The following is a 19,959-nucleotide window of genomic DNA, read 5'->3' on the forward strand; positions in this document are numbered from 1 at the left end:
CGTCCGCGCGACAGCGGGGGGTGACGCTGGTCGAAGTGGCCGTGGCCGCGAGCATAGCCATGGTGCTGGCGGTGCTCGCGGCCGGCCGCCTGATGCAGGAAGTCGACGATGCCGCGGCGCACGCCACCGGGACGTATCTGCTCGCCGTCAAGGGTGCGCTGGATGGTTATCTCGTCCAGCATTACGACGCCCTGGCAAGCGGGCAGGACATTCCTGGCGTGGCGGCGCCGTTGGCCCCCACCCTGAGCGAACTGCGGGCCGCTGGCATGTTGCAGGCCTCGTTCCCGGACCGCACGCCGTTCAACCAAGACGTTGCCATTCGCATCGAGCGCAGCGGGGCATGCCCGGGCGCGGGCTGCCGGATGGATGCCCTGGTCCATACGACGACTCCGCTCAGGCCGCCGGGCGCCGCCGAGGCAAACGACCAGCTATTGGCACAGGTCGTCATGGCGAGCGGAGGGTTCGGCGGCGCGGCATATAGCCGGCAGCCCTCCGTGGTGCGGGGCGCCACCTTTACTGTTGCCAATCCGCTCGGCGCCGCGGCCGGCACGGTAGGCGCGTTGGCGAGCCTGGATACCACGCTCTTTCAGCAGTTCGTGCGCATGCGCGACACCCGCAACCCCGACCTACGAGGCGGCCTGGACGTGCAGGGGGCCGTTCGGCTGCACGATACGCTCACGCTGCGCGGAGCGGCAGGCGATTGCATCTCCGCCAGCAACACGGGCGTCATGACCATACAGTGCTCTGGCCTGCTGCAGACGAAGACAGGGCTGTTCCAGGCCGACAACGGTGCGGTCGTGCGCATAGACCCTGCCACGGGCGTGATTGCCAGCCAGCGGGTCATGGGGGCGCTCGGGTTGGTCACAGACCGGGGGTCCGTGTTCGATGCGGCCGATCCCCAACCCGCCATTCGGGTCGCAGCAGGGCAGATGGTCGTCGCCACCGGCGATGGCGTGGCCTTGACTGTCTCCGGCCGTGACCTCGTCGGCCACGCCGGCGTCTCGGCGGCACGGCTGGGCGTTCGCGAGGTGGCGGTTGCGAATACGCCTTGCGCTCCGCTGATGTCGCCCGAGGCTGGGGCCAACGCCGAATTCGCGCGTACGGCCGCGGGTGGCCTACTCGTGTGCGTAGGGGGAGCCTGGCGGGAATTGGCCGCCATCGCCTCGAACGGGACGGCCTGTACGCCCAACGGCGCTTTCGCCACCGATGCGGATACCGGGACGGGGTTGGTGTGCCGCCTGGGGGTTTGGATGCGCGCCGATGATCTGCTTTCCAGCTACGTCATGACGGGCAGCCAGGTGGTCGGGTCGGGAGACCTGGTGCAGAAGCCCACGTGCGGACGCCTCGGCACCGCCAGCGGAGTGCCACTCATTTATCTATTGCCCCAGATCGAGTCTTCCAAGGGGGCGTCATTTACGCGCAAGGCGCTCGATGCCGGCACGGCGTGGCAGGTGCAGCTGCTCGATTTCGATGGGACGGCGCTGGGCGGGCAGGCCAAGGCCATCGCCCAGGTCTATTGCAAATACTAGGAGAGATCCATGAAGCGACACTTACTGATGGGCCTGGGCGGCTGGCTCGCCGCGGCCGCGCAGGCATACGGCCAACCCGCCGAGCCGCAGGTGCGTTCGCCGTGGGCGGATTCCACGCATATCACGGGGGTGGCGCAAAAGGTCATGCCGGATGCGCCGACGTCGCCGCCTGTGGATCCTGTTCCCGATGCCGGCAAGGCACCCGCCACGATCCAAGACTTCCTGGACGCATTGAATGGCGCCGATATCTATTTCCGAGAAGCGTGGGACGGCCGCAGCGGCTGGGCCGAGCTGCCGGCATTCCTGCGCGTGGCGGTCCGCAGCAGCGGGGCGCAGATCCAGGTGCACAACCCGGGGCAGAACGCCTGGTACGAGCTGTGTACGTTGACGCCCTGGAAGACACAATGCGTCCTCAGCGCCGGCACGCCGGTGAACCTGACGTTCGGGATCAGCAACTCCGCGATCACCATAGCGGGCGCTGGCTGTGGGCCCGGGTATTACGGGAGCGCGCAGGCTTCCGGTTCCTATACGTGGGAAGCCTTTGCGCACAATCAAAGCGCCTTTTCCAACCAGAACCGGCATTTGGAGCCGGTCGCCAACGGCTATTCGGGCCACTTCTTCATGAACGGAAGTTTCTTATCCGCCTGCAGCTACGAGTTCCCGGGGTAGGGGCTTTGCGCCATCCCGCAGCGCCGGGTTTGCGCTGCGGGTCTCGAAGCGCCAGTCGGTCGAGATGTCTTTGCCTGCCTGCTCGGCGTGGACCGAGACCTGGTAGGTCTTGCCGAACTGGAGTTCGGTCGTGGGCAGCAGGAAGACGCAGCCCTGGTAGACGGATGACAGCGCGAGATTGGGGTCCACGACGATATCGATGTTCGATCCGGCCTCGGCCTGCACCCGCTCGTTCACCAGCAGCCTGGCAGGGATGGAAGCGCCAGACTCGCGTTCTTGGAGGGCGACGCCGATGACGCGCAAGGGGGCGAAATCGCCTTCGGCCCCGCAAAACATGATCGGCGTGCCCGCGGACTCGAGGTCGGGGGCCGGGTTGGGCGATTCATTGGCAGGGTAGAAGATGGGGTTGACGTCGGCCTGCCCGTCGACCGGCCAATGCCAGACCGAGCCTAGTGTCAGCAGGCCCCGGCCGCTCGTGCCCATCGTGATGCTGGTGCTGGAAAGCGGCGCGGGGGTCGAGGTGGAATCGCTGCCGATGCCGATCTGGTTTGCACGCGGCTCCAGCACGCCGTGCAGGTGGTAGACGGACTGAAGGAGGGATTCGATGGCGTCGACGCCGGGACGCGCGTAGCTGATCACCTCGACTACGGTTGTGCCTGAATAACCTTGAGCGCGTGCCCTTGCTCGATGGTCGACTCCCGTGAACCATGGTTTGCCGGGATCCTCTCCATGCCCAACCCTGTAATTCCGCACCTGATACGTCGCATGTGCCTGCGCCGCCGCGTCGAGCTGGGCGTTTTGCTCGACGGCGCTGACGCCGGCGGCTAGGCGAGCCTGGTTCAGGCGCATGAAGGCTTCGAGTTTGTCTCCGGTATAGCTCGAAACGGGCATTTCGGTAATAGGCCGGTCGGTGTCCGGCGTCGGTGGCGTTTGCGGGGTGGCGGGCGGGCCGTCGCTTCCTCCGCCGCCGCATGCGGCAAGGAGCGCTGTCAGGGGAAGCACGCGCAGGGCAGGTTGCAGAAATTTCGGAAGGACGGGAAATAAGGTTGTTTTCATGGCGGTAGGGCATCACGAGGAGATAAAGGCGCCCGAGCGCCCGCGACCTGGTTTCGATGCGGATGGTCGAGCTATGAAGATCTAACGGGCGTTCCTACGGTCTCGAGATGCGGGGCTCTACGTACGTACCCCGGGCGGCTTGCCGGGCGTTTCCTGGTCCGCGGTGCAAGGGGCCAGGGAGGTGGCGCTCCGCTCATGGAAGCCGTCGCCCCGCACCGGCGAGGGCGCCTGGGTAAAATGGCCGCCATGACTGTTTCGGGGTCTCTATGCGCCTACTTCTCGCCCTCTTGCTTCCCTGGCTGCAGTTTTTCACTATCGGCCGCCCTTTCGCCGGCATCGTGTGCCTCATCCTCCAGCTCACCGTGATCGGGTGGGTGCCGGCCGCGATATGGTCCGTGTACGCCCTCAGCCAATACAAGACCGACCAGAAGATCAAGAAGGCCCTGGGCGGCCGCTGAGCTGCGTCCCTCTATAATCAAAGATTCGATATTTATCCGGGGATGTAAACGGGCGCTGTTGGCGATTCATCCCCTACCTGCGTGCAGCGATGAAATCCGCCGAGATCCGTCAGAAGTTCCTCCAGTTCTTCGAATCCAAGGGGCACACCGTCGTGCCGTCCTCGTCGTTGGTGCCTGCTAACGACCCGACCTTGCTCTTCACCAATTCGGGCATGGTCCAGTTCAAGGACGTTTTCCTGGGCAACGAAGTTCGTCCCTATAAACGCGCCACCTCCGCCCAGCGCAGCGTGCGCGCGGGCGGCAAGCACAACGACCTCGAGAACGTGGGCTACACCGCCCGGCACCATACGTTCTTCGAGATGCTGGGTAATTTCAGCTTCGGCGACTATTTCAAGCGCGATGCCATCCATTACGCGTGGGAACTGCTCACCACGGTCTACAAGCTGCCTGCGGAAAAGCTGTGGGTGACGGTCTACCAGGAAGACGACGAAGCCTACGACATCTGGAAGAACGAGATCGGCGTACCCGTCGAGCGCATCGTGCGCATCGGCGACAACAAGGGCGCCCGCTACGCGTCGGACAACTTCTGGCAGATGGCCGATACGGGCCCCTGTGGCCCGTGTTCTGAGATCTTCTACGACCATGGCCCGGATGTCTGGGGCGGCCCGCCGGGATCGCCCGAGGCTGATGGCGACCGCTACATCGAGATCTGGAACCTGGTGTTCATGCAGTTCGACCGCGACGCTTCGGGCAACATGACGCCGTTGCCTAAACCCTGCGTGGATACCGGCATGGGGCTTGAACGCATCGCCGCGGTGCTCCAGAACGTCCACTCGAACTATGAAATCGACCTGTTCCAGAACCTGATCAAGGCTGCCGCGCGCGAAACCGGCTGCACGGACTTGGCGAACAATTCGCTGAAGGTCATCGCCGACCACATCCGCGCGTGCTCGTTCCTGGTCGTGGACGGCGTCATCCCCGGCAACGAAGGCCGGGGCTATGTGCTGCGCCGTATCATCCGGCGGGCACTGCGCCATGGCTACAAGCTGGGGCAGACCAAGCCTTTCTTCCATCGCCTGGTGAAGGATCTCGTGGCCGAAATGGGCGAGGCCTATCCGGAGCTGGCCAAGGCCGCGCCGCGCGTGGAGCAGGTGCTGCGCCAGGAAGAGGAGCGCTTCGGCGAAACGCTGGAGCACGGCATGAAAATCCTGGACAACGCGCTTGCCGCGTTGAAGCCGGGTGCCCCGTTGGACGGCGATACGCTCTTCAACCTGTATGACACCTATGGATTTCCGGTCGACCTGACGGCCGACATCTGCCGCGAGCGCAACGTGGAGGTGGACATGGACGGTTTCGAGGCTGCCATGTCGCGCCAGCGCGAGCAGGCCCGCGCCGCCGGCAAGTTCAAGATGGCCGCCGGCCTGGCGTACGACGGCGTCAAGACTGTATTCGAGGGCTACACCCACTTGGCAGTGCAGGGCAAAGTGACTGCGTTGTACGTGGACGGCGTCTCCGTGCCGCGCATCGAGGCAGGGCAGGCTGCGGTGGTCGTGCTGGATCGCACGCCTTTCTATGCGGAGTCGGGCGGCCAGGTGGGCGACGCCGGCGTGCTGGAACAAGGGCAGGTCCGGTTCGAGGTGGAAGATACCCAGAAAATCCAGGCCGAGGTGTTCGGGCATCACGGCAAGCTCGTCTCGGGATCGCTTGCCGTGGGCGACACGGTCGACGCCCGGGTGGACGAGCTGCGGCGGGCGCGCACCATGCGCAACCACTCGGCCACCCACTTGATGCACAAGGCGCTGCGCCAGGTCCTGGGCGACCACGTGCAGCAGAAGGGCTCGCTGGTCGACCCCGACAAGACCCGCTTCGATTTCTCCCATGATGCCCCGATGTCCGCCGAGCAAATCGCGCAAGTCGAGGCCATCGTCAATCGCGAGATCCTGGCCAATACGCCGGTGCAGGCCCGGTTGATGGCTTATGACGAAGCCGTCAAGGGCGGTGCCATGGCGCTTTTCGGGGAGAAATACGGCGACGAAGTGCGGGTGCTCGACATCGGGTTCTCGCGCGAGCTGTGCGGGGGCACGCACGTGAGCCGCACGGGCGACATCGGCCTGTTCAAGATTGTCTCCGAAGGGGGCGTGGCAGCCGGGGTGCGCCGCGTAGAGGCCATTACCGGCGACAACTCGCTTGCCTACCTGCAGAACCTGAATGCGACCCTGAACTCGGCAGCCGGCGCGCTCAAGGTGCAGCCGGGCGACCTGCCGGCGCGCATCGCGCAGGTCCAGGACCAATTAAAGGGCCTGGAAAAGGAAATCGCCCAACTCAAGAGCAAGCTCGCGAGTAGCGCCGGCAACGACCTGGCGGCATCGGCCGTCGAGGTGAAGGGCGTGAAAGTACTGGCCGCGAAGCTCGACGGCGTCGATCCGAAATCCCTCCGCGAGACCGTGGACCAGCTCAAGAACAAGCTCAAGTCCGCCGCCATCGTGCTGGCCACCGTCGACGGTGGCAAGGTAAGCCTGGTCGCCGGCGCGACGAACGACGTCTCGGGCAAGGTCAAGGCCGGGGAACTGGTCAACTTCGTGGCCCAGCAAGTGGGCGGCAAGGGCGGCGGCCGGCCCGACATGGCCATGGCCGGCGGCAGCGATCCTTCCGCGTTGCCCCAGGCGCTCGCCAGCGTGCAGGCATGGGTTGAGAGCCGCCTGTAAAGGGCGGCAGGAGAGGCTTCGATGAACACCGAATCGATTGCATTCGATCTGGAAGTGGATGCCAAAGGGCTCAAATGCCCTTTGCCCATCCTGCGCGCAAAAAAAGCGTTGTCGAACTTGGTGAGCGGCCAGGTGCTCAAGGTCGTCTGCACGGACAAGGGCTCCGTGCGGGATTTCCAGGCCTTCGCCAAGCAGACGGGCAACGAGTTGATTGCCCAGGCTGACGACGGGGAAGTGTTCGTCCACTATTTGAAACGACGCTGAGCGCGTCGCGCGCCTCGGGCCGCTTGCAGCGGCCCGGGCCCTCCAAAAAAAGAACGGCCCGTGCGGGCCGTTCTTTTTTTGTACGCGAGGCTTGCCGGTCAGCCCAGCTTGGCGCGTTGTTCCCGGATCTTGCCCAGCGTGTCGGTGAATTGCGCGAGCCGGCTTCTTTCCTGTTCCACCACGGCCGCCGGCGCCCGATCGACGAAGTTCGGGTTGCTCAGTTTGCCGTTGGCCTTGGCGATCTCGCCCTCGAGGCGGGCGATTTCCTTGTCGAGGCGCGCCTTTTCCGCGGCGACGTCCACTTCGATGTGCAGCATGAGCCGCGCATCGCCCACGACTTGTACTGGGGCACCGATGATGTCGGGCAGCTGGTCCACCACCTTGACTTCGCTCAGCCGCGCCAGCGCTGCCAGGTAGGGTGCGTTGCGCTCCAGCGTCGCGCGGTTGCCGGTCGCGTTGAGCGGGGCTTTCTGAGAGGGGGGCACGTTCATTTCCCCGCGCAAGGCGCGGACCGCGTCCACCTGCGCCTTGAACTCAGCCATGGCGGCCTCGGCCGCTTCATCGATCTTCTCGGGCTGTGCGACGGGGTAAGGCTGCAGCCCCACGCTGGTGGCTTCGTCTGCGCGCCGCTTGCCGGCCACGACGGACACCTTCTGCCACAGTTCCTCGGTAATGAAAGGAATGATGGGGTGGGCGAGCCGTAGCACGGTCTCCAGTACCCGGATCAGGGTTTGGCGCGTGCCGCGTTGCTGCGCCTCGCTGCCGGCCTGAAGCTGGACCTTGGCCAGTTCGACGTACCAGTCGCAGTATTCGTCCCAGACGAAGCGGTAGAGCGCGGTCGCGATGTTGTCGAAGCGGTAATCCTCGAAACCCTTGGCGACCTCGGCCTCGGTCCGCTGCAGTTGGCTGATGATCCACTTATCGAATATGGACAGTTCGACTTCGGCCCCGGGTTCCAGCCCGCAGTCCTTGCCTTCCACGTTCATCAGCACGAAGCGGGTAGCGTTCCAAAGCTTGTTGCAAAAGTTGCGATAGCCTTCGCAGCGCTTGAGGTCGAAGTTGATGTTGCGGCCGAGGGTGGCGTAGGCCGCCATCGTAAAGCGCAGGGCGTCTGCCCCGAAGGCGGGGATGCCGTCGGGAAACTCCTTGCGCGTTTTCTTGGCGATGCTTTCGGCCTGCTTGGGGTTCATCAGGCCCGTCGTGCGTTTCGCAACCAGCTCGTCGAGGCCGATGCCGTCGATCAGGTCGACAGGGTCCAGGGTGTTGCCCTTGGACTTGCTCATCTTTTGCCCTTCGGCGTCGCGGATGAGGCCATGCACGTAGACGTGCTTGAACGGAACCTGGCCCGTGAAGTGGGTGGTCATCATGACCATCCGGGCGACCCAGAAGAAGATGATGTCGAAGCCGGTGACCAGCACCGAAGACGGCAAGTAGCGGGACAGGTCGGGTGTCTGCTCGGGCCAGCCGAGCGTGGTGAAAGGCACCAGCGCGGACGAGAACCAGGTGTCGAGCACGTCCGGATCCCGCGTGAGCGGACCGGTGTAGCCGGCCGCGGCGGCTTTGTCCCGGGCCTCTTGTTCACTGCGGGCGACGAAGATCCGGCCGTCGTCGGCGTACCACGCGGGAATCTGGTGCCCCCACCACAGCTGGCGGGAGATGCACCAGTCCTGGATGTTGTTCAGCCACTGGTTGTACGTAGTGGTCCAGTTTTCCGGATAAAACTTCACGCGGCCGTCGGCCACGACTTCCAGCGCCACCTGGGTGATCGATTTTCCGGGGTGGAGGGTGCCTTCGGGCGCGGGCTTGCTCATGGCGACGAACCACTGGTCGGTCAGCATGGGCTCGATGATGGCGTTGGTGCGATCGCCGCGCGGCACCATCAGCTTGTGCTTCTTGACTTCGGCGAGCAGGCCCTGGGCCTCGAGATCGGCCACGATGCGGGCGCGCGCCTCGAAGCGGTCCAGCCCCCGATACGCCTCGGGGGCCTGGTCGTTGATGCGTCCGTCCAGTGTCAGGATGGAAATCATGGGCAGCCCGTGGCGCTGGCCGACTGCGTAGTCGTTGAAGTCGTGCGCAGGCGTGACCTTGACCGCGCCTGTGCCGAACTCGCGGTCGACGTAGTCGTCGGCGATGACGGGGATGAGTCGGTCGGTAAGCGGCAGGCGCACTCGCTTGCCGATGAGCGCCTGGTAGCGCTCGTCGTCAGGGTGCACCATGACAGCCACGTCGCCCAGCATCGTTTCCGGACGCGTGGTCGCGACCGTGATGAAGCTGTCGCTGCCTTCCACCGGGTAGCGGATGTGCCACAGGTGGCCGTCTTCTTCCTCGCTGACGACTTCGAGGTCGCTGACCGCGGTCATGAGCTTAGGGTCCCAGTTGACCAGGCGTTTCCCCCGGTAGATCAAGCCCTGCTCATAGAGGCGGGTGAAGACTTCCGCCACGCCGCGCGACATGTCTTCGTTCATCGTGAAGTATTCGCGCGTCCAGTCGGGCGACGTGCCTAGGCGCCGCATCTGGTTAGTGATGGTCCCGCCCGAGTATTGCTTCCATTCCCAGACCTTTTCGACGAATTTCTCGCGGCCGAGGTCGTGGCGGCTGATCTTCTGCGCGTCGAGTTGGCGCTCGACCACGATCTGCGTGGCGATGCCCGCGTGGTCGGTGCCGGGAATCCATACCGTATCGAAGCCGCGCATCCGGTGGTAGCGCGTCAGGCCGTCCATGATGGTCTGGTTGAACGCGTGCCCCATGTGCAGCGTGCCGGTTACGTTGGGCGGCGGCAGCTGGATGGCGAAGGCTTGGTCGTTGTTGGGCCCTTTTACGTGTACCCCGGCTTGGAAGTCCCCGCGTTGTTCCCATAGCGGATACCAGCGCGCCTCGATGGCCGCTGGCTCGAAACTCTTGGGCAGTTCGTCGGTTTCGTTTTGGGCTGGGGTGGATGCTTGGGTCATCGGAGTTCCGGAAATGCGTCGAAGAGGAGGCGGGCACGTGGCCGCCGCCCGTAAACCTACGATTTTAGTGGATTGAGTGGCTTGCCGCCTTCGGCAGGGTCGTCCGCGCGGCCGGCTCGGCCTTCCCGGCGCCGGGGTCGCGGGCGTGGAGGCGCTTATTCGGACGCAGGGCGGCTCCGGGCCTGGAAATCGGCGGCTTCGCGGCGGATCAGCTCTTTCTGCACGGCTTCGTCGACCATGCGGCCAAGTTCTTCGCGCAGGCTCGCGGCAACGTCATCCAGGGCGCGCGCGGCTGCCAATTCGAGCGCGGTGCGCATGCGGCCCTTGAGCAGCGGGTCGACCCGCTCCAGGAGGTCCTGCAGCACGGCCGTGCGCAGGGCTTCTATCTCTTTCTCGAAGTCTGGCGTGCGTGGCGCCGCAAAACTGGGCTCGGTGCGCGCGGCCGGCGAGGCCCGCCCGGCTGGGGGCGAGGCGGGTGTCGACGACGGCAGCGGCACGTCCAGGACTTCGGTCAGGACCGGGATGGCCGGATCATTGCGGGGAGGGAAGGGAGAGTGCATGTCGATATGCCCCGTGGTTACGGGATTTGTTGGCGCGACACGTCATGCCGCACGATGTTGTGGCCGCATTCTTGGTAGAAGCGCCAGCGCGCCCGGGCCGCCTCACGGTCTGCCGGATCGGTAGACACGACCTCGATGACCCGCTGGAAGCGGGCGTAGATGGGCGGCCAGGCATCGTCCAGGTTGAGCAGCCAATCGTGATGCGGCGTGGGGGCGTCGGAGGAGGTCAGGACGATGGGGGTGTCCGCGGCGAGCGGGTCGTTGAGCCAAACGTGGGGAACGAAAGAGATGTCGTCCAGCGCCCACAGCATTTGATCGAACGCGGTCAGCCGTCCATGATCGCGGCAATACACCACCAGCCTATGCCCCGCCTGGTGGCGGCGGGTGGCGATCAAGCAGGCGGTGCGCAGGCGGTCGGGGGCGCTGAACGCGAAGTCGATTTCAGTCATTGGGCCGTGCGATTCAGCTCAAGGACAGGAGGTACTGCGTGAGCAACGGCACCGGCCGGCCGGTTGCGCCTTTGTCTTTGCCGCTGCGCCATGCCGTGCCGGCAATGTCCAGGTGCGCCCAGCGATAACCCTTGGCGAAGCGCGACAGGAAGCAGGCTGCCGTGACGGCGCCGGCCGGCGGGCCGCCGATGTTGGCCATGTCGGCGAAGTTGGACTTGAGCTGCTCCTGGTAATCGTCGTCCAGGGGCATGCGCCAGACCGGATCGAGCACCTGCCGCGACACGCCGAGCAGGGCGTCGGCCAGTGCGTCGTCCGGCGTGAACAGGCCGGTATTGACGTGACCCAGGGCAGTGACGCAGGCGCCGGTGAGCGTGGCGATGTCGATGACCGCGGCCGGCTTGAAGCGCTGCACGTAGGTCAGTGCATCGCACAGGATGAGGCGTCCTTCCGCATCGGTATTGAGGATTTCCACGGTCTGGCCGGACATGGTGGTGATGACGTCGCCCGGCTTGTTGGCCCGACCGCTGGGCAGGTTTTCGCAGGCGGGGACGACGCCGATCACGTCCAGCGGCAATCCAAGCTCGGCGACGGCGCGCAGCGTGCCGAATACGCTCGCCGCGCCGCACATGTCGTATTTCATTTCATCCATGCCGGAGGCGGGCTTGAGCGAGATGCCGCCTGCATCGAATGTGATGCCTTTGCCGACCAGCACGATGGGCCCTTGGCCGGCCGTCTTGGCGCCGGCTGCCTTGGCACGCGAGGCGGGTTTTTGTTTCGCGCCTTCGTAGCGCATCACGATGAACTTGGGCGGTTCATCAGAGCCACGCGCCACCGACAGGAACGACCCCATCTTGAGCGCTTCGATCTGTTTGCGGTCGAGCACCTCGACCTTGAGCTTGTGCGTCCGGCCAAGCTTCTTGGCCGTTTCGCCCAGGTAGGTCGGCGTGCAGACGTTGGCCGGGAGGTTGCCGAGGTCGCGCGCCAGGCTCATGCCGTTCCCGATGGCGCCGCCTTCGCGCAGTCCTGCCTCGGCTTCCTTGGTGTCGGACCGTTCGACGGCGAGGGCGACGCGGCCAAGCTTGGGCCGGCTCGAAGCATCGCGCTTGCCGAGGGTGGCGTCGAAACGATATGTGACATCTGCGGCGGCGATCGCGGCGAGCCTGGCCCGGGCGCGCATGTCGGCACCCTGCATGGGCACGGCTGCCAATGCCGATACCGCCTCGGCCACGCCCAACCCGGCGGCCGCCGACAGCGAGGCGCGGTAGGCAGAGGCGAGCACCTTGGGAGAGAACGCATCTTGCGGGCCCAGGCCGGCCAGCACGACCCGCTGGGCAGCGATGCCGGGCAGGGACCTCAGCACGAGCGTTTCGCCTGCCTTCCCTTTGAAGTCGGTCTTGACCGCGGCGCGCACGGCGCCCTGCGAGGCGCGGTCGATCGCGTCTGCGGCCGGCGAGAGGGCTCCGTCGGCAAAGACGCCGACCACCAGCGCTGCGGTCTTGATTTTCTCGGGTGCGGAGGTCTGTGTGCTAAAGTCCATGCGCGATTCTTCCTATATGTAGTCGCGAGATTGCCGATTATCCCGCAGATGCGGGCCCCTCGCACAGGCCGTACCGTGTCCTTGTTCCAGCGCTCCGTCAAAGACGAACTGACCAGCCATGCCAGCGTGGTGTTTTCTACGCTCGTGGTCGTGTGGATCAGCGTGCTGCTGGTGCGCCTGCTGGGCGAAGCGGCGGCGGGGCGCATCGGCGCCGACGTGGTGCTGGGCATCGCGGCGTTCTCATCCATCAACGCGCTACCCACTATCATCGCGGTCTCCGTATTCATTGCCGCGCTGACCACCGTCACGCGCAACTACCGCGAATCGGAAATGGTGGTCTGGTTCTCCAGCGGCCTGAGCCTGGTCGCCTGGTTTCGCCCCATCTTGCGCTTTGCCGTACCCGCCGCCGTATTGGTCGGGCTGCTGACGCTGGTGGGCTCGCCGTGGGCGCAGAAGCAGATCGCCGATTACCGCCTTCGCTATGAACAGCGCTCGGACGTGTCCAAGGTCACGCCTGGCCAGTTCCTCGAGTCCAGCGGCGTTGACCGCGTGTTTTACGTGGAATCGGCCACCGACACCATCGATCGCGTGCAGAACGTATTCGCACGCTGGATCGAGAACGGGCGGCTCAACGTGCTCGTCTCGGGCGGGGGGACGCAGGAAGAGCAGCCCAACGGCGACCGCTTCATGGTGCTGGAGTCCGGCCATCGGTATGAATTCGAGCCGGGATCGCCGCAGTTCAGGCTGACGAGTTTCCAGAAATATGGCGTGCGGATGGAGAGCAAAGGCCCCGTCACCTCGGACGATCTCTCGAACAAGGCCCGCTCGACCATGCAGTTGATCCGGGATAGGGGGCCGGGCGCGGCGGGCGAGATGCTCTGGCGCGTCAGCATGCCCCTGTTGGCCATCAACCTCGCCCTGCTGGCCGTTCCCCTGGGAGCGGTGAACCCGCGGCTGGGGCGTTCGGGCGACGTGGTCATCGCGCTCTTGGTAGCCCTGTTCTATCTGAACATGGTCAATCTCGCCAAGGCTTGGGTCAATAACGGCCGGGTGGACTTTTTCGTGGCGCTGGTCGCCCTGCACGGCACAGTGGCCCTGCTTACGGCTGTCCTGATGTATTTCCGGGTCCGCGTGAAAGCTCCCAAGGCAGCTCCCAAAGCGGCCTGAGCTGCGCACGGCCGCAGTAGTGCGGCCGTCATGCTGCAAAATCCGACTATGCTTATTTCCAAATAGAATTAACGGTAGTCGGCATATTACATTATGATCTATGGCTTGCCGCGGCCTGCGTTGGCAGGTTGGTAGGCCGATCATAGTGAACCGCACCATGAACTTGCAGCAATTCAAATTCGTCCGGGAAACCGTGCGCCGCGATTTCAATCTCACGGAAGCCGCGCGCATGCTCTATACCTCGCAACCTGGGGTCTCCAAGGCCATCATCGAGCTCGAGGACGAACTCGGCGTGAAGATCTTCGAACGCCACGGCAAGCGCATCAAGGGGTTGACCAAGCCTGGCCTGGCCGTCTCCCAGATCGTCGATCGCATCATGCGCGAGGTGGACAACCTCAAGAAGGTCAGCGACGAGTACGCGCGCCGCGACGAAGGGGGGCTGACCATCGCCTGCACCCACACCCAGGCTCGCTATGCGCTGCCCCAGGTGATTCCCGAATTCCGCAAGCGGTTCCCCAAGGTGCATTTGTCATTGATCCAGGGTAGTCCAGGCCAATTGGCCGACATGGTGCTCAACGAGCAGGCGGACCTTGCCGTGGCGACCGAAGCGCTGGCGCTCACGCCCGGCATGGTCACGCTGCCGTGCTATTCCTGGGAACACGTGGTGGTCGTGCCGCCAGACCATCCCCTGGCACAACTGACATCTTCGCAGGCACGCAAGCTCACGCTGGAACAGCTGGCGGAATACCCGATCATCACGTATGACCGGGCGTTCGCGGGCCGCACCGCCATCGACCAAGCCTTCAGTTCACAGGACATCCATCCCGATTTCGTGCTGGAAGCCATCGACGCCGATGTCATCAAGACCTACGTGGAACTGGGGCTGGGCATAGGCATCATCGCGGGCGTCGCCTACGATCCCAAGCGCGACAGCGGGTTGGTCGGCTTGCCGGTGGGCCGGCTGTTCGGCATGCACACCAGCCGCATCGGCATGAAGGCGGGGACCTTCCTCCGGGACTACGTCTATACCTTTGTCGAGCTCCTCGCACCGAATCTCACGCGCGAGGTCGTGCAGAATGCCCTCAAGCCTGCTGACGCGTAGAGGCTTTCATTTCCCGGCCGGCGAGGCGAAGCGGGCCTTGGCCGGGAAGGATTTGCGCCGGCTATCTGGCGGGCGATGTCGATCAGTTTAATCAAATGAGAATTTTTCTCATTCTTGTTGACTTGATAACAAGAATGATTATCATTTGATAAACGTTTCCTTGCGGAGATCGATATGGCAGTGAGCGCCGTCGTGGTCGGGGCCGATAGGCTGGGCAATATCCCTGACCTGCTGAAGGGACACAACATCGCCATCACCCACCACATCAGTGGCCGGGATCCGGCGCACCAGAAGAAAACCCTGCAATTGCCGTCGGGAACGGAGCTGCTGATCCTGCTCACCGATTTCCTCGGCCACAACGTAATGAAAGCCTTCAGGCAGGCCGCGCAGCGCTCGGGCGTGCGTGTCGTCGCGTGCCGCCGTTCGGTCTGCTCGATGCAGCAGGCATTGCAAAATTGTGGGCTGTGCGGGGCAGGGGCAGGAGGCGCCTGCGCCCGCGAAGCGGAGGAGGTCAGCGTGAAGCTGGTTCGGGGGAGGCCAGGCGCCGTGCGCCATTGAAGCGCTTCTTCCAGTAGGCGATGTCCATGCGCTCGACGCGGACGACGCCCCCGGAAGCGGGCGAGTGGACGAAACGGCCCTCGCCCAGGTAAATCCCTACGTGAGAGAACTTGCGGCGCAGGGTGTTATAGAACACTAAGTCGCCGGGTTGCAGTTCGCTGAGTTTGACCGGTTCCCCGACACGACTCATTTCTTCCGCGCGGCGCGGCAGGTGCAGTCCTAGCACGGCGCGGCTCACGTAGCTCACCAGGCCGCTGCAGTCGAAGCCGTCCTCGGGCGAGGCACCTCCCCGGCGGTAGGGCACCCCCAAGTAGTTCAGGGCGTACACGGCCAGGTCTGCGGTATTGGCTGCATTGCCCGAATCCAGGCTTTTTTCCCATTCGCCGGAAAGGATTTTTTCGGGATCAGGCTGCCTCTCCGAAGAGAGCGCATCGAGGGAAGCCTGCGACCAGGAGGGCGCGGGGCGCGTGGGCAGGCTGTAACGATGCGTCCGCGCGGAGACTTCGGGCACCTGCGCTGCCGTCTTGTCTGGGCTGGGGGTTTGGGTGGCGCAGCCGGCCAAGGTGGCAACGCTGAAGATCAGCGCCAGCCCGCCTCCAGCCCTCCGACCCTCCATCCGCCCGGCGGGGAACTGTGGCCGAGGTATGCATGGTCGAAGGAGGGGAGGGTTTTTCTTCATTCGTATGGCGGGGGGCTGATGCGGCGGGTCGTACAAAAGTGGGGCTAAGATACCGCTTCCGTGGCGTGAAGGTCAATTCACTTGTGCGGAGATTGCTATCAATTCGGTGAGGGAAGCCCCTAAAATCGCAGCTTTTCCCACCAACGAGGATTCCGCTCCATGAAGACCAAACACGTACTGACGGCCGACGACGTCAAGAAAATTCTCGCCGCCTCCGAAGCCGAAGCCCTTGCCAACAAATGGGCGGTGACGATCGCGGTCGTGGACGATGGCGGTCATCTGCTCGGCTTGCTGCGCTTGGACGGTGCCCCGCCCATTTCCGCACATATCGCCCCGGCCAAGGCCCATACGGCCGCGCTGGGCCGCCGCGAGTCCAAGGTGTACGAGGAAGTGATCAACAACGGCCGCACCTCTTTCCTCTCCGCTCCCGCCATCCAGGCCATGCTCGAGGGCGGCGTGCCCATCGTGGTCGAGGGTGAAACCATCGGCGCGGTTGGTGTCTCTGGCGTCAAGTCGAACGAAGATGCGCAAATCGCGCGGGCCGGCATCGCCGCGCTCGGCGTCTGATCCCCCGGCTGCCGGAGTGAGCGCCATGCCCAGGCCGTCCATGCGCGGTGCGCTCAACCCCGGGGTGCGCCCGCGTGAAGTCTTTGCCTGGGCGCTCTACGACTTCGCGAATTCCGGCTATACGACGGTCGTCCTGACAGCCGTCTTCAATGCTTATTTCGTCGGCGTCGTCGCTGGCAACGCCGCCTGGGCGACGCTCGCCTGGACGGCCACGCTCTCGCTTTCCTATCTCATCGTCATGCTGGCCATGCCCGGCCTCGGGGCCTGGGCCGACGCCCGAGCGGGCAAGAAGCGGCTGCTTGCGGCCAGCACGGTGGGGTGCGTCGCGGCCACGGCCGCCCTCGCCCTGGTCGGCCCGGGGGGGCTCTGGATCGCCGTGCCGGCCATCATCGTTTCCAATGTCTGTTACAGCATCGGAGAGTCGGTGATTGCCGCGTTCTTGCCGGAGCTGGCCCGTCCGCAGTACCTCGGGCGGGTCTCGGGCTGGGGATGGAGCTTCGGCTATGTGGGCGGCATGCTGACGCTCGGCCTGTCCCTGGCGCTCGTGATGGCGGCGCAGGAGGCAGGCCGGCCGGCAACTGAATTCGTTCCCTGGACGATGCTCGTGACCGCCGGCGTATTCGGCCTGGCAGCCATCCCGGTGTTCGTTTTCTTGCGAGAGAGGGCGAACCCGGGTGCGGCGTCCCAGGGCGTGCCCAGCGTGGGCGAGGTCATGCGACAGCTGGCGGCGTCTTGGCGCGACGCAAGAAACTTCCCGGATTTCCGGCGCTTGCTGGGTTGCGGGTTCTTCTACCAAGCCGGCATCGCCGTCGTCATCACCCTGGCGGCAGTTTATGCCGACCAAGTCATGCAGTTCACCCAGACCCAAACCATGATGCTGGTTTTCCTGGTCAATATCGCGGCAGCCGGGGGCGCATTCGCTTTCGGTTTCGTCGAAGACCGCATCGGGCACAAATGGGCGCTGGCGGCGACGTTGATCGGCTGGATCGCCATGGTGCTGATCGCCTTCTTCGCCCGCAGCCAGTCCGGGTTTTGGGGCGCAGCGACCATTGCGGGGCTGTGCATGGGATCGAGCCAGAGCGCCGGGCGGGCCATGACGGGCGCATTGGCCCCGGCATCACGATTGGCCGAGTTTTACGCTTTGTGGACATTTGCGACCCGGTTGGCTTCCATCGTCGGGCCGTTGACCTACGGCCTGGTCACCTGGGCGACGGCCGGCAATCATAGGCTGGGAATACTAGCGACCGGCGTGTTTTTCGTGGCCGGCTTGCTGATCCTCGCGCGCATAGACATGGGGCGCGGCGCGGAGCGGGGGAGAGAGGCCGAGGCACTCGGCGCGCGAGGTGCTTGAGCACCCCGGACAAGGCCGCCGGCCCGGCCATCCGAAGGATGGCGGGCGGCGTGCAGGCGCACGTCAGGCCAGTTCGGCGATCTTGACCTTCCAGATCTTGGGGCCGGTTTCGTGCACCGAGGTGCCGTTCGAATCCACGGCCACGGTCACGGGCATGTCCTGGACTTCGAACTCATAAATGGCTTCCATGCCAAGATCTTCGAAGCCCACGACCTTGGCTGAACGAATGGCCTTCGAGACCAAGTAGGCCGAGCCGCCGACGGCCATGAGGTAGGCCGACTTGTGCTTGCGGATGGCCTCGATGGCCACGGGGCCGCGCTCGGCCTTGCCGATCATGGCGATCAGGCCGGTCTTCTCGAGCATCATGTCGGTGAACTTGTCCATGCGGGTGGCCGTGGTGGGGCCCGCCGGGCCGACCACTTCGTCGCGCACCGGATCGACGGGGCCGACGTAGTAGATGACGCGGTTGGTGAAGTCCACCGGCAGCTTCTCGCCGCGGGCCAGCATGTCCTGGATCCGCTTGTGGGCGGCATCGCGGCCGGTCAGCATCTTGCCTGACAACAGCAGCGTCTGGCCGGGTTGCCACGACGCGACTTCTTCCTTGGTCAACGTGTTCAGGTCCACGCGCTTGGACTTGTTGTAGTCCGGCGCCCAGTGCACGTCCGGCCATTCGTCCAGCGAGGGGGGCGTCAGGTTCGCGGGGCCGGAGCCGTCCAGCACGAAATGGGTGTGGCGGGTGGCGGCGCAGTTGGGGATCATCGCCACGGGCTTGGAGGCGGCGTGGGTCGGGTACATGTTGATCTTGACGTCCAGCACGGTCGTCAGGCCACCCAGGCCCTGCGCGCCAATGCCCAGGGCATTGACCTTCTCATACAGCTCGATGCGCAGTTCTTCCAGCTTGTTGCTGGGGCCGCGCTGGAGCAGTTCGTACATGTCGATGTCTTCCATCAGCGCTTGCTTGGCCATCAGCATGGCCTTTTCGGCGGTCCCGCCGATGCCGATGCCCAGCATGCCGGGAGGGCACCAACCCGCGCCCATGGTCGGCACGGTCTTGAGCACCCAGTCCACCAGCGAGTCGCTCGGGTTGAGCATGACGAACTTGGATTTGTTTTCCGAGCCGCCGCCCTTGGCCGCGACCTGGACGTCCACCTTGTCGCCCGGCACCAGCTCCACGCTCAGCACACAGGGCGTATTGTCGCGGGTGTTCTTGCGCTCGAACTGCGGATCGGCCAGCACCGAGGCGCGCAGCTTGTTGTCCGGGTTCAGGTAGCCGCGGCGCACGCCTTCGTCGCACAGCTCCTGCAGGCTGCGCTGGGTGTCGAAGCGCACCTCCATGCCGATCTTCATGAACACGTTGACGATGCCGGTGTCCTGGCAGATCGGCCGCTTCCCTTCGGCGCACATGCGCGAGTTGGTCAGAATCTGCGCGATGGCGTCCTTGGCGGCGGGGTTCTGCTCACGCTCATAGGCGCGCGCGAGATGCCGGATGTAGTCGACCGGGTGGTAGTAGCTGATGAACTGGATCGCGTCGGCAATCGACTGGATCAGATCTTCTTCCTTGATGACGGTAGTCATGAGCGCTCCGTAAAGAGTGGGGTGGGGCGCTGGCATGCCGCCGCGCCTTTCTTGTGGCCTGTACCGGTTAATGCCCGCGGGCGTCCTGCGAGAGCATGGGCGCCATCAGGCGGTCGCAGTAGGCGATGGCCATCGCCGACAGCAGGAAAGCCAAATGGATGCCGGCTTGCGCCAAGATAGTCTTGGAATCGTAATGCGCGGCGTTGATGAACGTCTTGAGCAGGTGGATGGACGAAATCCCGATGATCGCCGTGCCCAGTTTCACCTTCAGCACCGAGGCATTGACGTGCGACAGCCACTCAGGCTGGTCGGGATGTCCCTCCAGGTGGAGCCGGGACACAAAGGTTTCATACCCGCCGACGATCACCATGATGAGCAGGTTGGAGATCATGACCACGTCGATCAGGCCGAGCACCACCAGCATGATGGTGGTTTCCGTGAGTTTGACCTGCTCGGGCACGGCAGCTGCTCCCGGGACCGCGGGCATGACGGATTCGGCCAGCATGCCGATTGCTTCTTTGTTACCGAAGGCTGCTTCTATCAGATGGACGAGCTCGAGCCAGAAGTGATAGACATACACGCACTGGGCCACGATCAGCCCGAGGTAGAGCGGGAGTTGCAGCCAGCGGCTCATGAAGATGAGCTTGGGCAGGGGGCGCAGGGGTTCCGTCCGGGAAAGTCCGGGGTGGGGAGTTGGGGAAGACATGGGTTCCAGATGGGCTGCGACGCGCAGAATAACGGATTGGTTCGGCGGAAATTGTAAGGCAAGCCGGCCCCGCGCCCGG

18 protein-coding genes are annotated in these 19,959 nt (G+C 64.6%); 10 read left to right on the forward strand and 8 right to left on the reverse strand.

Going from position 1 to position 19,959, the window contains the following annotated elements:
• Nucleotides 1–20: 20 nt before the first annotated feature.
• Both Q0319_RS18210 and Q0319_RS18215 read left to right on the forward strand, forming a co-directional pair.
• Nucleotides 21–1,529: a hypothetical protein gene (locus Q0319_RS18210; RefSeq protein ID WP_296464143.1), complete on the forward strand. Its 1,509-nt coding sequence runs from the start codon at nt 21–23 to the stop codon at nt 1,527–1,529.
• Between the two features lie 9 nt (nt 1,530–1,538).
• On the forward strand, nt 1,539–2,198 hold the full coding sequence (locus Q0319_RS18215) for a hypothetical protein (protein ID WP_296464145.1): 660 nt from the start codon (nt 1,539–1,541) through the stop codon (nt 2,196–2,198).
• Here the strand turns inward: Q0319_RS18215 and Q0319_RS18220 are convergent.
• The gene (locus tag Q0319_RS18220) at nt 2,166–3,254 is read right to left on the reverse strand and encodes a CAP domain-containing protein (RefSeq protein WP_296464147.1); all 1,089 of its coding nucleotides are present in this window, start codon (nt 3,252–3,254) and stop codon (nt 2,166–2,168) included. The genes Q0319_RS18215 and Q0319_RS18220 overlap by 33 nt on opposite strands.
• Nucleotides 3,255–3,520: 266 nt before the next feature.
• On the opposite strand from Q0319_RS18220, the gene Q0319_RS18225 reads away from it, so the two are divergent.
• The 3 genes from Q0319_RS18225 (at nt 3,521) to Q0319_RS18235 (ending at nt 6,681) form a co-directional block, all read left to right on the forward strand.
• Nucleotides 3,521–3,712: a YqaE/Pmp3 family membrane protein gene (locus Q0319_RS18225; RefSeq protein WP_296464149.1), complete on the forward strand. Its 192-nt coding sequence runs from the start codon at nt 3,521–3,523 to the stop codon at nt 3,710–3,712.
• 89 nt (nt 3,713–3,801) lie between these two features.
• On the forward strand, nt 3,802–6,417 hold the full coding sequence (gene alaS / locus Q0319_RS18230) for an alanine--tRNA ligase (RefSeq protein ID WP_296464151.1): 2,616 nt from the start codon (nt 3,802–3,804) through the stop codon (nt 6,415–6,417).
• 36 nt (nt 6,418–6,453) lie between these two features.
• Nucleotides 6,454–6,681, forward strand: a complete 228-nt coding sequence (locus tag Q0319_RS18235) for a sulfurtransferase TusA family protein (protein WP_299455074.1) — start codon at nt 6,454–6,456, stop codon at nt 6,679–6,681.
• A 98-nt stretch (nt 6,682–6,779) separates the two neighbouring features.
• Here the strand turns inward: Q0319_RS18235 and Q0319_RS18240 are convergent, their stop codons facing one another.
• From Q0319_RS18240 to Q0319_RS18255, 4 genes are all read right to left on the reverse strand, one after another.
• On the reverse strand, nt 6,780–9,629 hold the full coding sequence (locus Q0319_RS18240) for a valine--tRNA ligase (RefSeq protein WP_299454963.1): 2,850 nt from the start codon (nt 9,627–9,629) through the stop codon (nt 6,780–6,782).
• 155 nt (nt 9,630–9,784) lie between these two features.
• Nucleotides 9,785–10,189: a hypothetical protein gene (locus Q0319_RS18245; protein WP_296464155.1), complete on the reverse strand. Its 405-nt coding sequence runs from the start codon at nt 10,187–10,189 to the stop codon at nt 9,785–9,787.
• Between the two features lie 17 nt (nt 10,190–10,206).
• Nucleotides 10,207–10,638, reverse strand: a complete 432-nt coding sequence (locus Q0319_RS18250; RefSeq protein WP_296464157.1) for a DNA polymerase III subunit chi — start codon at nt 10,636–10,638, stop codon at nt 10,207–10,209.
• 13 nt (nt 10,639–10,651) lie between these two features.
• On the reverse strand, nt 10,652–12,175 hold the full coding sequence (locus Q0319_RS18255; RefSeq protein ID WP_296464159.1) for a leucyl aminopeptidase: 1,524 nt from the start codon (nt 12,173–12,175) through the stop codon (nt 10,652–10,654).
• A 75-nt stretch (nt 12,176–12,250) separates the two neighbouring features.
• On the opposite strand from Q0319_RS18255, the gene lptF reads away from it, so the two are divergent.
• The 3 genes from lptF to Q0319_RS18270 all read left to right on the forward strand — a co-directional run bounded on the left by lptF (nt 12,251) and on the right by Q0319_RS18270 (nt 15,002).
• The gene (lptF, locus tag Q0319_RS18260) at nt 12,251–13,342 is read left to right on the forward strand and encodes an LPS export ABC transporter permease LptF (RefSeq protein WP_296464161.1); all 1,092 of its coding nucleotides are present in this window, start codon (nt 12,251–12,253) and stop codon (nt 13,340–13,342) included.
• 157 nt (nt 13,343–13,499) lie between these two features.
• Complete coding sequence (locus Q0319_RS18265) at nt 13,500–14,444, forward strand: CysB family HTH-type transcriptional regulator (protein ID WP_299454968.1); 945 nt, start codon at nt 13,500–13,502, stop codon at nt 14,442–14,444.
• Nucleotides 14,445–14,612: 168 nt separating this feature from the next.
• Nucleotides 14,613–15,002, forward strand: coding sequence for a DUF2325 domain-containing protein (locus Q0319_RS18270; protein WP_299455076.1), 390 nt, complete (start codon nt 14,613–14,615; stop codon nt 15,000–15,002).
• Here Q0319_RS18270 and Q0319_RS18275 read toward each other — a convergent pair.
• A complete protein-coding gene (locus Q0319_RS18275) occupies nt 14,956–15,618 on the reverse strand; it encodes a C40 family peptidase (protein ID WP_299454971.1) in 663 nt (220 codons plus the stop codon). The genes Q0319_RS18270 and Q0319_RS18275 overlap by 47 nt on opposite strands.
• 222 nt (nt 15,619–15,840) lie before the next feature.
• On the opposite strand from Q0319_RS18275, the gene Q0319_RS18280 reads away from it, so the two are divergent.
• Both Q0319_RS18280 and Q0319_RS18285 read left to right on the forward strand, forming a co-directional pair.
• Nucleotides 15,841–16,248: a heme-binding protein gene (locus Q0319_RS18280; protein ID WP_296470579.1), complete on the forward strand. Its 408-nt coding sequence runs from the start codon at nt 15,841–15,843 to the stop codon at nt 16,246–16,248.
• 25 nt (nt 16,249–16,273) lie between these two features.
• Nucleotides 16,274–17,599 (forward strand): MFS transporter, encoded by a 1,326-nt coding sequence (locus Q0319_RS18285; RefSeq protein ID WP_299454975.1) that lies wholly within the window; start codon nt 16,274–16,276, stop codon nt 17,597–17,599.
• 63 nt (nt 17,600–17,662) lie between these two features.
• Here the strand turns inward: Q0319_RS18285 and Q0319_RS18290 are convergent, their stop codons facing one another.
• Nucleotides 17,663–19,174: a fumarate hydratase gene (locus Q0319_RS18290; RefSeq protein ID WP_296470585.1), complete on the reverse strand. Its 1,512-nt coding sequence runs from the start codon at nt 19,172–19,174 to the stop codon at nt 17,663–17,665.
• Between the two features lie 67 nt (nt 19,175–19,241).
• Nucleotides 19,242–19,880, reverse strand: a complete 639-nt coding sequence (locus Q0319_RS18295; RefSeq protein WP_299454979.1) for a YqhA family protein — start codon at nt 19,878–19,880, stop codon at nt 19,242–19,244.
• Nucleotides 19,881–19,959 lie beyond the last annotated feature (79 nt).

Origin of the sequence: uncultured Pigmentiphaga sp., assembly GCF_937950555.1 — a bacterium.
Taxonomy (GTDB): domain Bacteria; phylum Pseudomonadota; class Gammaproteobacteria; order Burkholderiales; family Burkholderiaceae_B; genus Pigmentiphaga.